This is a genomic window from Oceanisphaera sp. (genome assembly GCF_048268965.1).
Taxonomy (GTDB): Bacteria; Pseudomonadota; Gammaproteobacteria; order Enterobacterales; family Aeromonadaceae; genus Oceanimonas.
On sequence record NZ_JBLWUK010000001.1, the window covers coordinates 43,041 to 57,730 of the forward strand.

15 protein-coding genes are annotated in these 14,690 nt (G+C 58.3%); 10 read left to right on the forward strand and 5 right to left on the reverse strand.

What is annotated here, in order from left to right; translation table 11 throughout:
• The first annotated feature begins 200 nt into the window (after nt 1-200).
• From ACN0VL_RS00205 to ACN0VL_RS00220, 4 genes are all read left to right on the forward strand, one after another.
• Nucleotides 201-941, forward strand: a complete 741-nt coding sequence (locus tag ACN0VL_RS00205; RefSeq protein ID WP_417613940.1) for a class II aldolase/adducin family protein — start codon at nt 201-203, stop codon at nt 939-941.
• 158 nt (nt 942-1,099) lie between these two features.
• Nucleotides 1,100-2,458 (forward strand): YjiH family protein, encoded by a 1,359-nt coding sequence (locus ACN0VL_RS00210; RefSeq protein ID WP_417613942.1) that lies wholly within the window; start codon nt 1,100-1,102, stop codon nt 2,456-2,458.
• 62 nt (nt 2,459-2,520) lie between these two features.
• Nucleotides 2,521-4,284 (forward strand): amidohydrolase, encoded by a 1,764-nt coding sequence (locus ACN0VL_RS00215; protein ID WP_417613944.1) that lies wholly within the window; start codon nt 2,521-2,523, stop codon nt 4,282-4,284.
• A gap of 14 nt (nt 4,285-4,298) precedes the next feature.
• A complete protein-coding gene (locus ACN0VL_RS00220) occupies nt 4,299-5,288 on the forward strand; it encodes a CobW family GTP-binding protein (protein ID WP_417613946.1) in 990 nt (329 codons plus the stop codon).
• A gap of 65 nt (nt 5,289-5,353) precedes the next feature.
• Here ACN0VL_RS00220 and ACN0VL_RS00225 read toward each other — a convergent pair whose 3' ends face one another.
• From ACN0VL_RS00225 to ACN0VL_RS00245, 5 genes are all read right to left on the reverse strand, one after another.
• On the reverse strand, nt 5,354-6,268 hold the full coding sequence (locus tag ACN0VL_RS00225; RefSeq protein WP_417613948.1) for a LysR substrate-binding domain-containing protein: 915 nt from the start codon (nt 6,266-6,268) through the stop codon (nt 5,354-5,356).
• A 188-nt stretch (nt 6,269-6,456) separates the two neighbouring features.
• Complete coding sequence (locus ACN0VL_RS00230) at nt 6,457-6,888, reverse strand: HPP family protein (RefSeq protein WP_417613950.1); 432 nt, start codon at nt 6,886-6,888, stop codon at nt 6,457-6,459.
• Nucleotides 6,889-7,119: 231 nt separating this feature from the next.
• On the reverse strand, nt 7,120-7,644 hold the full coding sequence (hutZ, locus tag ACN0VL_RS00235; RefSeq protein WP_417613952.1) for a heme utilization protein HutZ: 525 nt from the start codon (nt 7,642-7,644) through the stop codon (nt 7,120-7,122).
• Nucleotides 7,637-8,140, reverse strand: a complete 504-nt coding sequence (gene hutX, locus ACN0VL_RS00240; protein WP_417613954.1) for a heme utilization cystosolic carrier protein HutX — start codon at nt 8,138-8,140, stop codon at nt 7,637-7,639. Before hutX ends, hutZ begins: the two co-directional genes overlap by 8 nt.
• 17 nt (nt 8,141-8,157) lie before the next feature.
• A complete protein-coding gene (locus ACN0VL_RS00245; RefSeq protein WP_417613956.1) occupies nt 8,158-10,254 on the reverse strand; it encodes a TonB-dependent hemoglobin/transferrin/lactoferrin family receptor in 2,097 nt (698 codons plus the stop codon).
• A gap of 70 nt (nt 10,255-10,324) precedes the next feature.
• On the opposite strand from ACN0VL_RS00245, the gene ACN0VL_RS00250 reads away from it, so the two are divergent.
• The 6 genes from ACN0VL_RS00250 to ACN0VL_RS00275 are packed head-to-tail and all read left to right on the forward strand — an operon-like array spanning nt 10,325 to nt 14,685.
• Complete coding sequence (locus ACN0VL_RS00250) at nt 10,325-11,011, forward strand: energy transducer TonB (RefSeq protein WP_417613958.1); 687 nt, start codon at nt 10,325-10,327, stop codon at nt 11,009-11,011.
• A gap of 3 nt (nt 11,012-11,014) precedes the next feature.
• Entirely contained in the window at nt 11,015-11,641 is a 627-nt protein-coding gene (locus tag ACN0VL_RS00255; protein WP_417613960.1) for a MotA/TolQ/ExbB proton channel family protein, read from the forward strand.
• Nucleotides 11,638-12,060: an ExbD/TolR family protein gene (locus ACN0VL_RS00260; protein ID WP_417613962.1), complete on the forward strand. Its 423-nt coding sequence runs from the start codon at nt 11,638-11,640 to the stop codon at nt 12,058-12,060. Before ACN0VL_RS00255 ends, ACN0VL_RS00260 begins: the two co-directional genes overlap by 4 nt.
• Complete coding sequence (locus tag ACN0VL_RS00265) at nt 12,060-12,896, forward strand: heme/hemin ABC transporter substrate-binding protein (RefSeq protein WP_417613964.1); 837 nt, start codon at nt 12,060-12,062, stop codon at nt 12,894-12,896. The genes ACN0VL_RS00260 and ACN0VL_RS00265 overlap by 1 nt, the downstream gene beginning before the upstream one ends.
• Nucleotides 12,896-13,912 (forward strand): FecCD family ABC transporter permease, encoded by a 1,017-nt coding sequence (locus ACN0VL_RS00270; RefSeq protein ID WP_417613966.1) that lies wholly within the window; start codon nt 12,896-12,898, stop codon nt 13,910-13,912. The genes ACN0VL_RS00265 and ACN0VL_RS00270 overlap by 1 nt, the downstream gene beginning before the upstream one ends.
• Nucleotides 13,909-14,685: a heme ABC transporter ATP-binding protein gene (locus ACN0VL_RS00275; RefSeq protein WP_417613968.1), complete on the forward strand. Its 777-nt coding sequence runs from the start codon at nt 13,909-13,911 to the stop codon at nt 14,683-14,685. Before ACN0VL_RS00270 ends, ACN0VL_RS00275 begins: the two co-directional genes overlap by 4 nt.
• Nucleotides 14,686-14,690: the final 5 nt, after the last annotated feature.

Sequence of the window (14,690 nt, forward strand, 5' to 3'; positions counted from 1 at the left end):
GCCACAAGACAATCGCTGTGGCTTCCCCCTGCTCACACTCTCATCAAGAGGCACATTCTATTGCCCTGTGAGTTCATTACATTTTGGAATACGGTTTTGAGGATATATTGTTATCCCGTGCTGGAAAGCTTCTGTAACCTTCCTGTTATCTAGATGTAATCATATCTCGGATGCGTTGAGCACAAAGAAGGAGTTTTATTATGCAACAACAGGACACTCAGCAGGCGCTACGCACCGATCTGGCGGCAGCCTATCGCCTGTTGGATCACTATGGTTGGAGCGATCAGGTTTTCACCCATATATCGCTGCGGGTACCGGGTGACGAGCCCGCCTTTCTGATCAATGCCTATGGCCTGCTGCCAGAGGAGGTCACGGCCTCGAATCTGGTCGAAATTGACGTCGACGGCAATAAACTCAATAACAGCGACCCCAACGTCAACCCGGCCGGCTTTACGGTGCATAGCGCCATCCATACTCATCGCCACGATGCCGTTTGCGTGATGCACACCCACACCCTGGCCGGCATGGCAGTCGCGGCGCTGGAAGAAGGCTTGCAGCCGCTTAACCAGACCAATATGGCTTTTTATGATCGCGTGGCGTACTACGACTACGAAGGCATTCCGCTGGACCTTGAGGTGCGTGCCCGCATCGTCGCGGCCCTCGGTGATCGCAACTGCATGATCATGCGCAATCACGGCCTCTTGACCGTAGGCCGTAGCGTTGCCGAAGCCTTTTTCTACATGTACTACCTGAATCAGGCCTGCGAAATCCAGCTTGAGGCCATGAAAACCGGACGCAAGCTGGTCATGCCGGCGGTCAAAGACTGCCTGTTTACCGCACAGCAATTTGCGAGTCCTGTCTATCACCAAGAGAGTGTCGACCTGGTCTGGCAGGCGCAACTGCGCAAGCTCGATCGACTCGACGACAGTTACCGGTGCTAACGGCGCCCATCTTCTATTCGAAGTAAGGGGGACACCCGCTGTCGCTGTGTCAGCTAACGGGTGACCGACTGCTCTTTCCCGCCTCGCCAGGCGGGCTGGATAATATGACTTAAGGTTAAGGTGAAGACATGTCGCAACAACCGGATTCAGATACCTCTATGAGCACACTGAAGGCCACTGGCTCCTACAGTGCCGCCCAACTTGCCAAATTTATCATCCCGACACTGCTTGGGATATTGCTGTTCCTGACGCCCATCCATGCCGACGGACGCCTGACGGTGATGATCGCCTTCATCATCGATTTCGTGAACGACGTCCTCAAGCCCATGATGGTGCCGGTGACGGTCGGCGTAGCCGTCATCCCGACGGTGATTACACTCCTGGTTTCGTTCAGCCCGCTCAAGCTCAGCCCTAACCGCTTCGTGCAGTTGTTCAACCCGGGCCTCGGCTGGACCGTGATACGGGTGATCGGCGCCGTGCTGATGCTGATGGTTTACTTCCAGGTCGGCCCGGAGTGGATCTGGCACCGTAACACCGGCGGTGTCATGCTCTACGATGTTGGCCCCGTGGTACTGGCGATATACCTGCTTTCGTCCCTGCTGCTGCCGCTGCTGACGGACTACGGCCTGATGGAGTTTGTCGGCAGCTTGCTGTCGCGGGTATTCGAGAAGCTCTTCGGCCTGCCGGGTCGTGCGGCGGTCGACTGCCTGGCATCCTGGATGTCCGCCTCCGCCGTCGGTATCATCATGACCACCCAGCAGTACCGTGGCGGTTTCTATACCAGCCGCGAGGCCTGCATCATTGCCACCAACTTCTCCATCGTCTCGATTGCGTATTCCTACCTGCTGCTCAAGCTGATTGGCATGGATCATGTGTTCCTGCCCTGGTATGCCTCGGTCACGATTACCGGCGTGATCTGCGCCATCATAGTGCCCAAGCTGCCACCGCTGCGATCCAAACCCCAGGCCTACCACCCGGAATCGGGCCGGCAAGTGGCGTCCTCGCGCCAGCCAGGCGAGAGTCTGTTTGCGCTGGGGCTGCGTCGCGCCGTCGAGCGTGCCGCCAGCGCCGCTTCGCCACAAGAGCTGTTCAAGCGCAGCCTGCATGCCAGTGCCGATGTGGCTTTCAGTATCTATCCGGCGATGATGCTGGTCGGTTGTACCGGTCTGGCACTGATCGAATTCACCAGCCTGTTTCAGACATTATCCCAGCCTCTGGTGCCCTTGCTCGAGCTGCTGCGCCTGCCGGAGGCGGACAAGGCCGCTCCGGCCCTGCTGGCGGGCATTGTCGACAGCATAATGCCGTCGTTGCTGGGAGCCAACATCGAGAGTGAGGTCACGCGTTTCGTGCTGGCGGGTGTCGCAGTCAACCAGATTATCTTCCTGACCGAGGCGGCCATCGTACTGGTACGCGCCGGTATCGGCCTGAAGCTGCTCGACTTGCTGGTGATTTACCTGCTGCGTGTATTAATTGCACTGCCGATTCTGTCGCTGTTAGGCCACTTGATCCTCGGCTGAGCTGTACTTTTATCCCCACCGGCTTGACCGTTTGATCCGCCTTGAGCGGTACGGAAAAGCCGGTGACTTTTGTTACTGAGGTAAGCATCATGGGACGCCCCGAAAATTATCTTTCTTCCAATGTCCGCGGCCTGGCCGACGGCGCCGAGCTGGTACTGACCAACGGCCGCATCTACACGGTTGACGAGAGCAACCCCTGGGCCGAAGCGGTAGCGATTCGTCAGGGACGCTTCATCGCAGTGGGGAGCGCTGACGAAGTCGCCGCCCACATCAAGGATCACACCCGGGTGCTGGATCTGGGCGGACGCTTTGTCATGCCCGGTCTCTACGACATGCACACTCACCCGGATCTGGCGCTGGCTCCCGGCTACGCCGGTTACCTCGATGTGGGTATCGAGGATCCCACGCCCGAGCAGGTGAAGCAGGCCATGCTGGATTACGCCGAGGCACACCCGGACGACAACTGGATCTACGGCACCTACTTCGTACGCTACACCTTCAAGCAAGCCGGTATAGTGCCGGATCGTGCCTGGCTGGACAGCTTCTTTCCGGACCGCCCGGTGGCCATTCTCGACCGTTCCTGGGGATGCATGCTGGTGAACTCGAAGGCGCTGGAGCTGGCCGGCATTGGCGTCGACACCCTGGACCCACGCCACGGTTACATCGAGCGTGACGGCATCAGCGGCGAGCCGACCGGCATTCTGGTCGACGGCGCTTACGCCCTCATCCACGCGGCTATGCCCCCAACACCGGCGCACGCGCTGCAACGGGCCTACCGCGAAGGGGTGCACTTTCAGAGTGGCCGCGGCGTCGTCGGCACCAAATACGTCCACGTCTGCGAACACCGCCTGGATGCACTGCGGGCGATCGATCAGGAAGGACAGCTAACGGTGCGTGTCGAGGCCGCAATCAGCTGGCAGGACGATATTTTCCCGGTCAAGCGCCGCTGGGAACTGCTGGCCGGCGAGCGGCACTTCTACCGCAGCGCCCGGCTCAACGCCAACGCGGTCAAGTTCCATTTCGACGGGACCCACGAGTCACGCTCGTCATACCTGTCGAGCCCCTGGCCCGGCGAGAGCGACTGGCGCGGCCACTTGAACCTGACACCGGAGCACATCACCGACATGGTCAGCGACATGGACCGGCGCGGGATCCGCGTGATCGCCCATTGCACCGGCGACGGTGCTTCCGATCTGTTCCTCGACGCCGTTGCCGAAGCTCGGCGGCGTAACGGTGGTCCCGGTGTCCGTCACCAGTGTGCTCACAGTACTACGCTACTGGATGCCAACCTGCCGCGCTTTGCCGAACTGGACGTCACCGCCGAGTTTTCGCCGGTGGGCTGGTACCCATCGTCTTTCGCCTATGCCCGCGCCGTGTTCGGCGAAGATCGAATGCAGCGTGCCTACAATTTCAAGGGCGTGATTGATGCCGGCGGAGTGGCAGTGATGGGAACGGACTGGCCGGTCTCGAGCCTGGATCCCTGGATTGGATTTGAAGCGATGATCACGCGAGAAAACCCCTGGGAAGAAGAGGACGGCTCCTTCTACGGTGATCCAATCAGCCTGGAGCAGGCCATTCGGGTCATGACGATTAACGGCGCCTGGTCGATGGGCATCGAAGACAAGGCCGGCTCTATCGAGGTAGGCAAATCTGCCGATCTTATCGTGCTCGACCGCAATCTCTTCGAGCAGGCGCCCAAGGGCAACGTCCACAACACCCGTGTGGAGCTGACCATGATCGAGGGCGATTTTGTGTGGGATGCCAAGGGCGAGCTTGAAGGCTCGGCCCGTGAGGCCATCTGGCAATACGAGCTGCCAGCATTCTGAAGGGAGAACGGATAATGAAACAAGCACGACCACCGATACCGGTCACCGTCGTCTCGGGCTTTCTCGGAGCCGGCAAGACCACGCTGCTTAACCGCATTCTTAACAGCGATACCGGGCTGCGGATGGCGGTGATGGTCAACGACTTTGGTGCTATCAATATCGACAAAGACCTGATCGTCAGTGAAACACAGACCATGGTCAGTCTGGCCAACGGCTGCATCTGCTGCACCGTCGAAAGCGATCTGATCGCCCAGCTGTCACAGTTGTTGAGCCTGAAGGAGAACCGCCCCGAGTACATACTGATTGAAGCCAGTGGGGTTTCTAACCCGAGCAAGATAGCGGCCACCCTGCGCTACCCGCAGTTTCGCGACCGACTGGCCATCGACAGCGTGCTGACGGTTGTCGATGCCGAGCAGTTCACCAGTCTCGACGGAGATCTGGCGCAACTGGCGATGGAGCAGCTCGACATCGCCGACATTGTCGTGCTTAACAAGTGCGATCTGGCCAGCCCGGAGCAGATCGAGATGCTGCGTCAGCGCTGGCTCTACCCCGGCGTCCGGCTACTGGAAGCCCGCTTCGGCGAGGTACCACTCGAGTTGGTGCTTGGTGTCGGACACTTCAACCCGGCACGCCTGGACGGCAGCGACGCCCCGGCTGAAGCCGACGACCCAGCACACCGTTGCGATGATCATTGCGATCATCTTGACCACGGCCGGCAATTCGAGAGCTGGAGCTGGTCTTGCGACCAGCCGCTGTCTCTGGCAGCGCTGCGGAAGACCCTGGCGGCACTACCGGCCAGCATCTACCGGGCCAAAGGCTTCTGTCAGTTGGCGGAGCTGCCGGATCAGCGAGCCGTGTTGCACCTGGTCGGCAGCCGCAGCGAGCTACAACCCGGCGAGCCCTGGGGAGAGAGTGAGCCGGCAACCAGCTTGGTGCTGATCAGTACCCGCGGTGGCCTGGATCGCGGCGCCCTGCAGCAGGCATTTGAGGGTTGCATCGCCTGAGTGTCAATATAGACAAATATCCCCCGGCAACGCCGGGGGATATTTTTTATTGAGATAGTAGCGTTTTAGTCCCCTTCGGGCATTTCGGCCGACTGCAGCAACCAGTTGGCCAGAGCCTGAACCTCGGGTTCCCGGGCCCGCTGCCGGCGAATTGCGACATAGTAGGCACCGCATACCAGGGGAGTTCGGGAGGCCGCAACCAGGCGCCCTTCTGCCAATTCCCCTGCCACCAGGTAGGCCGGTAACACAGAAACACCCAGGCCATGCAACGCAGCATCCAGTACGAACCGGAAATGCTCGAAGTGCTGTCCCGGCAAGGCTTCGATCTCGTCATTACTCAGACCGGCCGCGTGTAACCAGAGCCAGGTAGACGATAACTGTGAGGACGCGGCGTAGGCGTCGTGATGCAGTAGCGGGTAACGAAGAATATCCGTTAATTCCACAATCGGCCCGTAGTGTTCGAGCAGCTCGGGGGTACAGACCGCCAGCAGCTCACCCTGGATCAGAAAGTGCGAGTCAAAACCGGCCCAGTTGCCATCTCCATACAGAATGCCGATGTCAAACCCTTCATGCCGTTCGTAGAGTCGACGCAGATCATTCATCAGCTCCACTTCTATATGCGGATAGCGGGCGGTGAAATCGCCCAGCTTGGGGAGCAGCCAGCGTGTATTGAAAGAGGGCTCGACGCCGATGTGCAGCTTACCGCCAGAGCCGCAACGCGCCAGAGAGGTCGCGGCCTTGAGCTGGTTTAACAGCAGGCTGACTTCCTGGGCGTAGTTGCGACCGGTATCGGTCAGCTGCAGCCGTTGGCGGACTCGGAGGAACAGCTCACAGCCGAGCATGTCTTCAAGATTCTTGACCTGTCGGCTGACTGCACTCTGAGTCAGGTTTAACTCTTCTGCGGCCAACGTGACGCTCAGGTGTCGCGCGGTCGCCTCAAAGCAGCATAACGCGATAATAGAGGGAAGTTGGTGTCGCATGCTGTCGTCCTTTTCATGTTCCCGGATAAGTAAATCGTTTGCTGAAGTCGGGCAAGGCAGGCTCCCGGAGCCAGGGCCCGAGGAGGTGATGATAACAGGTTACCGAGGAGAGGTTATCAATGATGCCGGCCAGATAACGGCTGATACGGGATTCTGCATAGCCCTGCGCGGCCGGCGAGCATATCGCCCTAGGATTTATTCAGCAACCGGGCACAAAGACGAACGAAGTCAGACGAGGTCACTATGCCACTCAGACACTGCTTGTCGTCGACGATAGTGAGGCAACCATGTTTGTTCTTCAGAAAAAACGACACCACCTCGGTCAGCGGCGCGTGCAGGTCTACGGACTCAAAGTCGGAATCCATTATTTCAACGACCCGGCACTCGCGCTCACGGCGCTCCAGGGCACTGACGCCATAGTCCGATAACAGCCTCATAATGGTGGTAATCATGCTCTTTTGTGTCAGTATCCCGAGCAGCTTGCCGGTCAGGGGGTCGACCACGGGAATATGCCGGATGCTTTTTTCTCGCATCAGATCATGCGCATCCTTCAGGGTTGCCGACTGATCCAGGGTCAGCAAATCTCGGGTCATAATATCGCCAACAGAAATTGCATCCATGAGTGATTCATCCTTGTGTTGATTATGTAAACTTTAGACCAAACTGACAGCCGCAAGGAGTGTTCGGTAAAGCCCGGGGCATCACGCCCATACCTGAAACACCGGCGTTTCATGCTCCCCCGCCCCTTTGTGCTTCACCCTGTTGTGGCACAGCGCCAACCGGGTTGCAAATACAAAAGCCCGTTACCATCCAGTTTAACGAGCTTTTGCGGTGCAGCTTACAACGCCTTGTCAGGCGGAGACGGCCGGCCGATGGCCATCGGTCAAATGCAGTACATCCACCAGATCATCGCCGCTCACGGCAAAGGCTTTACCAAAGCCCTTCACGAACAGGCCTTGCAAGGGGACCAGGCGAAACAGATGAAAGTCTTCCAGCTTGCTCAGGCCGATCACTGTGTCATCAAAGCGCCCATGCAAGGCATCAATGCCTGCCTGCCATTCGGGGGTATCACGGGTCACGAGCTCGGGGCGAGCATCAAAGGTCAAACGCTTGCGGGCAAACAGCGTACGACTGGCTTGCTCGTCTTCCACCATCATCAACGAGATTTTGGGGTTGCTCAGCAGGTTTCTGGTGTGCCGTGCCATTTCACTGATCAAAATGTAATAACCGTCTTCCCGCAAGGCAAAAGGCGCATAGCTGACGTTAGGCGTACCTTCGGCATCGACCGTGGCCAATACCAGGGTGTGCGTGGCATCGCGAAATTCGCGGATTTCTGGCTCCAGGCGACCCTGCAGGCGTTCTTGTTTATCAAACATGTTTCAGCTCCTTTAGTGCGTTAAATGCAACAACCTGTTCGGGAAATAGCGTGCCCTGTTCGTCTCGGCCCACATAAATCTTGAAAATGCAGCCGCCGTCTGCGTCGTAAAATACGATGGCGTAGGCTTCCTTGCCGCGGTGTGGCTTGCTTTGCAACGAGATATTGGCCACCGCATCCAGCTTGAGATGACCGTGCAACTGGCCCGGTTTACCCAATAAGTTGTAATAACCATGGCCGATTCGCCCTTTGGGGAGACTGGCCTTGACTTCAAATACCGAGCCGGCCACTTCCACGATGGTGGTCACGCGCCCCCAGCCGGAGACTCGCTCCAGGATGGTTTGCGCATGAACGCCGGGGAGCGTCACAATCAGGGTTTCCGGCAGACGGCTCACCAGCTCCCATTCGGGCACCGACAAGCGCCTGGCCATATCGGCGGGCCGTAACCTGGGCTCGGCGGCCAGCAAATCACGTACCTGGGTCGTTAATTCGGGCATAGGGGCACCTCCTCCTGTTAAAAACGGTATAGCGCATTGAGCTTCACGTTACGGCCAGCTTCATATAATTCGCTAAAGGCACGGCGATAATGACGGTCGGTCAGGTTATCCACGGTCAACCCCAGCTCAATGCCATCCAGACCGCCACGGCCATACCAGTGGGCACCGACATCCAGCAAGCTGTAGTCATCGTACTCAGCACTTTCGGCGCTCACCGAGTCGGCATAGGTCGCCCTGGCCCCCAGCTTAAGCTGGCGATCCCATAACCAATACCCCACGCTGGCCACCCACTTGTCGGCCGGTATGCCCTCTAAGGCCCTGCCCGTGTTCTGGTCTTTCGCCATGGTGCGGCCGTAAGACACGCCGAGTTCGAGATCTTGCCAGCGGTAATCCATGGCCAGCTCGCCACCTTGCAGCTCGGCATTTTGTACGTTGAGATATCGGGACTCAAATACCATGTTTCGGAAGTCCATAATCACCTGCTGTTCGATAAAGTCGGTTACCTTATTTTCAAACAAGCTCGCATTCACCTGCAGGCTGTCTTCTGCTGCCAGCAACCCGGAAAACCGCATCCGCGCCATCAACTCTTTGTTTTTGGCTTTTTCCGGCTTGAGATCCGGGTTGGAGATAAAGGTATTAACCAAGGGGCCACCGATGACGAAATGTGTGCCTGTACTGTAAAGCTCCTCACTGGTCGGTGCCCTGAAGGCTTCATCGTAACGCGCAATCAACTGCAGCCAGTTGCTGGCTTGCCAGCTCAGCGCCAGAGACTTCGACCATTCATCGTCGCTGCGCTGCGAGTCTCTGATATTCCTGGCCTCGGTCTCAAAATGGTCATAACGTACGCCCGGCGTTAATGCCCAGTCATCCGCCAGGGGCAGCTCTGCCTGCAGAAAACCGCCCATCACCCGGGTCCGACCATCGGCAGGGATGGGACGGTTAGCACCGCTCCGCTGTCCCTGGCTCTTGTCCTGAAAGCCATCCACACCATAGGTGAGCCTGCCCCAGTCTAGCGTCGAGCGGTTGACCAGATTCATCCCCAGAGTCCGATAATCGGTGCTGTCTTGCTGGTTCGCGCTGACACGATATTCATCGACCTCGGTCTTGTTGCGAAACAGGCTCACCTCCAGATCCACCAGTTCGGAGTCGGGATGATAGTGGTAGCCCAAAATGGTGCTGCTATCGACCGACTCGCGGTCGATTAAGGGGCTACTTTCGCTCATATTGGCGGCAGGGTTTCCCGGCACCGAACCTGTGCTTTCACTCTGTCGGTGGCTCAGCGTCAGCCGCTGGCTGTCATCCAGCTGCCATCCCATCTTTACCATGCCGCCGCTATCACGCTCGCCGGAGTGACTCAGACTTTGTTCATTACCCAGACGAATATTGTTTTGATCGCTGTAATAGCCGCTCAGCAGCAGGTCGAGCCGATCATTCAGCACGCCATACAGGGCACCACTGGTTTTGGTTTTATCGGTGGCGGTATCAAATCCCTGTTTCACATAGCCACCCAGAGATTGCTCCCCCTCAAGCAGATCACGGCCGTCCCGGGTCGTTTGCGCAACGACACCACCGATGGCACCGCTACCCCACTGGCTGCTGGCAGGCCCTCTAATCACATCGATTTGTTCAAGCAACTCGGGATCGATTTGATATGTGCCTCTGTGACCCGCATTAAAATTCTGTCGGGCACCATCGGTAAGCTGTAACACCCGTTGACCGCTCAACCCCCGGATCACCGGTTGCTGATTGCTCGCGCGAGGCCCACCCCCTACCTCGATATTCGGCTGGTATTTAAGCGCCTCGGCAATTGAGCCGGGCTGCTGTTCGTCCAGCTGCTGGCGCGTGATCACCGCCGTGCTGCGTTTGCTTTGCATTTGCGTGCTGTTATCACGGCTTGCCTGTACCAGGACTTCGTCCAGTTCACTCATTCCTGCGGCCATGGCGGGGGCCAGTAAAACATTCCCTATCGCTATTGCTATCGCGGTGTGGCGAGCAGCCACAACCAGAGTTACATGATGTCGCACTGTGTTTATCCCCATGAAATTGAGCTGCAGCAGGCTAATACAGCCACAACCCAAATGCAACTCATTATCATTAAGAATAGCAATAGACATGGCGCCAAAAATAAGTATTCTATGCGCCTGTAAACGGAATCACTCTCATTCATCTTGTCGGGGTCTTATCGTGAGTTTTAAACGCTACGTCGTATTTGCACTGGCTTCCTTGTTGCTACACGGATTATTGGCTCAAGCCATGGAGCGTGAAGAGCTGACTATTGCCATGGCTCCGGGCAAACCCGGGCCCATTAGCGTGCAAATGCTGCCTACCGTGACCCAGACTCGGCCCCAGGCAAAACCCGACCCCGTGGTGGAGCCGATGCCAGAGCCCAAGCCGATACCCAAACCGACACCCAAGCCTGCGCCAGCTCCAGCGCCCAAGCCTAAACCGGTACCCAAGCCTGAACCCAAACCGCAACCCGTTGCCCGGGCGGCACCTGAGCCTGTTGCCCCCAAGACGCCAGCAGCCGACCCCGCGCCTCCCCAAAAGGCAGAGCAAAAGCCCCAACAAACCGCCGCCAAAGACAGCGCCCCCAAGCGTATTGAAACGCCGAGCTTTAAAACCAGGCCGGCGCCCATAGCCTATCCGGTGCAAGCCCGTCGGCGCGGCCAGGAAGGCACCGTCATCGTTGAAGTGTGGCTGGATGAGCAGGGCAAACAAACCAGGCGGGTATTGGCCCGCTCTTCCGGCGTCAGCACGCTGGATAAAACGGCGTTAAAGGCCATCGCCAAATGGCGTTTCTCTGCTTATGTAGAAAACGGCAAGGGCATTGCTCACCGCGTTCATATTCCCATTCGCTTTAAACTGGATTAAATCATGTCACTGTTAAATCAATTGCATCACCAACTGGGCCTGATGAGCTGGCCGCTGATCCTCTGTTCTGTGCTAACCCTGGCCCTGTGGCTGGAACGCAGCCTTGCCTTGTTGTGGGTCAGCTTGCGCGGTGAGCAGGAAAAAAGGCATTTACGCCGCAGCGGCAATACCTATGCCTATACCCAAGCCGAATGCTCGGATCCGAAATCACTGATTTTGCGGGGTTGTAACTTGTTGGTACAACACCAAAACTGCGACAAGGGCACCCGGGAAGATCTGGCCTCGGTATGGCTGCAGCAGCAAAGGCGCAAGCTGCATTCTGGCCTGAGAGTCCTCACCTTGGTGGGGGTGATCAGCCCCCTGCTTGGCCTTCTGGGGACGGTACTGGGCCTGATTGACATGTTTAGAAGCATCGGCGAAAGCAATGATCCTGTCACCCCTTCCCTGCTGGCCGATGGCCTGGGGCTGGCCATGAGTACCACAGCCGCCGGCTTGCTGATTGCCCTGCCCGCCATTGCCGGCGCCCAGCTGTTCGGCCTGTGGGCCGATCGATTGCTCGACAAGCTGACCGACGAGCTGAACCAGTGCAACCTGCACCTGGAAGGCGTGCAGCTTGGGGGCCGCCCATGATAGGACGCCCCGAACCGGCACATTCCGGCTGGCGCTCTCTGGCTCCTGACATTACCCCGCTGCTCGATATCATTTTTATCGTGCTGGTGTTTTTGCTGCTGACCGCCAATATTCCGCTGCAAACGCTGGAAGTGGACCTGCCCAAGACCGACAGCGAGGCCTTGAGCTCAATACAAGATACTCAATCCATCACCATTAACCTGTTGGCGGGCAGCCCGGCCTGGGCCTTGCAAGGCGAACGGTATGAGGACTGGGAACAGTTTAAACCGGTATTGCACGCTCAGGCAGATGCCTTGAAAGAAACGGACTTGATCCTGGCATCAGACAAGGACGTTACCGTGGAAAACATGTTGAAGCTGCTGGCGTTCTTGCAAGAGCAGCAAATTCACGCCACGCAAATTCTGATGGAGGATGACTAATGGCCGTTCGCTGCTTGCTTTCCCTGATCTTGCTGATACACACTGTAGTACAGGCCGAACCACAACGGCTGCTGAGTGCCGGTAGCGGCATGACGGAACTGGTCTTTGCGTTAGGCGCCGAGGCGCAGCTGGTGGCGGTTGACAGCACCAGCGTCCTGCCAGAAAACAGTCGACTTGCCCGACTCGGGTATCACCGTCAGCTGAGTGCCGAGGGCATGCTGTCCACCCGCCCCACTCTGGTGATCGGCAGTGAAGAAATGGGGCCGCCCGATGCCCTTGACCTGGTCCGTCAGGCAGGCGTCAGGGTCGAACGCCTGCCAGAGGCGATGTCGGTCGTGCAATTACAGGCCAATATTCTTCGCCTTGGCGAACTGCTAAACCGCCAATCCCAGGCGGCAGCGCTGCAGCAACAAGTGGCATGGCGAGCACAGCAACTGGCCACTGACCACACTGTGGTCGGCAAAAAAACCATTTTCTTGCTCCTGGGAGACGGCAACAGGGTCCAAATTGCCGGTAGCAATACGCTGGCCGACAGCCTGATCCGCCTGGCCGGCGGCAGCAACCCCGCCGTCGACCAGGTTGACGGCTATAAGCCCGTTGCCATGGAGGCCCTGGTTGCCATGGCACCCGAGATCATCCTGATCAGCCGCCGCCACCTGGTTGAAGAAGCCGGTACCGACACCCTGTTAAAACAGTTTCCCCTGTTACGTCAGACGCCGGCCGCAACAGCCAATGCCATAGTGGCGGTAAATGGCAAGGCACTGATTGGTGGTCTGGGTTTGAGTACGCTGGCCGAAGCCGAACGTTTGCAGCAACACTGGCTGGTACACCCCTGATGCAGGCCCGTACTACCTTGTTACCCCTGTTGCTGGGGTTGGTGTTGATAACCGGCTTGACCTCGCTGGCCACCGGCCCCATGGCGCTGGATGTGCTCAGCTTGTTGACCCCATCCCGGCTCAGCCCCACCGAAAGCCTGGTGTTACTGCATATTCGCTTGCCACGCACCCTGCTCTGCCTGGGCGTGGGCGCTATTCTGGCCTTGTGTGGCGCTGTCATGCAGGGGCTGTTCAGAAATCCCCTGGCCGATCCGGGCATTATCGGTGTCTCCAGCGGTGCCGCCCTGGGCGCGGCACTGTCCATGGTACTACTGACGCCGCTTGCGCTCTGGCTGCCCGCCTGGCTGAGTGCCAGCTTGACCTCACTCATGGCTTTTGTCGGCGGCTTAATCACCACCCTGGTGGTGTATCGGCTGGCACGTACCTCACAAGGGACCTCGGTGAGCATACTGCTACTGGCAGGGGTGGCCATTGCCGCCTTGAGCGGCGGTGTGCTCGGACTGCTCAACTATCTGGCCGATGATCAGACCCTGAGAGATCTCACTCTCTGGCAAATGGGAACCATGGCCCGAAGCGATCCCGTTCAGTTGGGATTGGTATGCGCCACCGCCATGGTGCTCACCCTTTTATTGCGTCATCATGCCCACAGCTTGAATGCGCTGGCACTGGGCGAGGCCGAGGCCAGCCACCTGGGCATAGATGTACAGTCGCTCAAGCGAAAGCTGGTCTGCATGGCGGCCCTGGCCGTCGGCGTCAGCGTGGCGGCCGTGGGAATTATCGGCTTCGTCGGCCTGGTGGTGCCACACCTGGTACGCTTGCTGGCGGGGCCCGACCACCGTCGGTTACTGCCCTTGTCTGCCCTGTTGGGTGCCTGGTTATTATTACTGGCCGACATGCTGGCACGCACCCTGGCCGCCCCCGCCGAAATGCCGGTTGGCATAGTCACCGCCCTGCTGGGCGCCCCCTTCTTCTTGTGGCTGCTGTTGCAACAAAAACGGGGGATGGGACTGGCATGAAGGACACGGGCACAGTATTACTGGATATCAAGCAGTTATCACTGTCACTACGGCACCGCCAACTGTTAACCGATATCAACCTGCGGCTGCACGCCGGCCAGGTAACCCTGTTGATAGGTGCTAATGGTGCCGGTAAAAGCACCTTGTTCAAGTGCATTGCCGGTGAACACTCCCCCCGGGGAGAAATGCGTTTTTTTGGTCACGAACGGGCACGTTGGCCCCGCCAGGCCCTGGCCCGCCAACTGGCGGTCTTACCGCAACAGTCTGGCCTGCAGTTTCCTTTTTCTGCCTTTGAGGTGGTTGGCCTGGGGCGGATTCCCCACAACGGCAGCGAGCGCGAAAACCGACCGATAATTGAACAGGCCATGCAGCGGGCCCGGGTCTGGCACCTGCGCGATGCACCCTATCCCAGGTTGTCGGGCGGTGAAAAACAACGGGTCCACTTTGCCCGTATTCTGGCCCAGTTAAGCGGTGATGAAAAACAACGTATCCTGCTGCTCGATGAACCCACCTCGGCCCTCGATCTGGGCCAGCAACACATGTTGTTAACGGAGGCCCGGCGCCTGGCGAGTGAGGGTTGCGCCGTGCTGGTAATAGTGCACGACCTGAATCTGGCGGCACGTTACGGGGATCAACTGGTGCTGCTACATGATGGTCGCATTGTCAGCACAGGTAGCCCGACACGGGTATTGACCCCTGCCAACGTCGAGCAATATTTCGGCTATAGAGCCCGGATCCTGCACGCCCCTGACGGCCATCAGGTATTGGTATGATCATC

Coding starts and splice junctions, on each gene's coding strand:
- ACN0VL_RS00205 (WP_417613940.1), top strand. CDS start 201: ATGCAACAACAGGACACTCAGCAGGCGCTACGCACCGATCTGGCGGCA.
- ACN0VL_RS00210 (WP_417613942.1), top strand. CDS start 1,100: ATGAGCACACTGAAGGCCACTGGCTCCTACAGTGCCGCCCAACTTGCC.
- ACN0VL_RS00220 (WP_417613946.1), top strand. CDS start 4,299: ATGAAACAAGCACGACCACCGATACCGGTCACCGTCGTCTCGGGCTTT.
- ACN0VL_RS00225 (WP_417613948.1), bottom strand. CDS start 6,268: ATGCGACACCAACTTCCCTCTATTATCGCGTTATGCTGCTTTGAGGCG.
- ACN0VL_RS00230 (WP_417613950.1), bottom strand. CDS start 6,888: ATGGATGCAATTTCTGTTGGCGATATTATGACCCGAGATTTGCTGACC.
- hutZ (WP_417613952.1), bottom strand. CDS start 7,644: ATGTTTGATAAACAAGAACGCCTGCAGGGTCGCCTGGAGCCAGAAATC.
- hutX (WP_417613954.1), bottom strand. CDS start 8,140: ATGCCCGAATTAACGACCCAGGTACGTGATTTGCTGGCCGCCGAGCCC.
- ACN0VL_RS00245 (WP_417613956.1), bottom strand. CDS start 10,254: ATGTCTATTGCTATTCTTAATGATAATGAGTTGCATTTGGGTTGTGGC.
- ACN0VL_RS00255 (WP_417613960.1), top strand. CDS start 11,015: ATGTCACTGTTAAATCAATTGCATCACCAACTGGGCCTGATGAGCTGG.
- ACN0VL_RS00260 (WP_417613962.1), top strand. CDS start 11,638: ATGATAGGACGCCCCGAACCGGCACATTCCGGCTGGCGCTCTCTGGCT.
- ACN0VL_RS00265 (WP_417613964.1), top strand. CDS start 12,060: ATGGCCGTTCGCTGCTTGCTTTCCCTGATCTTGCTGATACACACTGTA.
- ACN0VL_RS00270 (WP_417613966.1), top strand. CDS start 12,896: ATGCAGGCCCGTACTACCTTGTTACCCCTGTTGCTGGGGTTGGTGTTG.
- ACN0VL_RS00275 (WP_417613968.1), top strand. CDS start 13,909: ATGAAGGACACGGGCACAGTATTACTGGATATCAAGCAGTTATCACTG.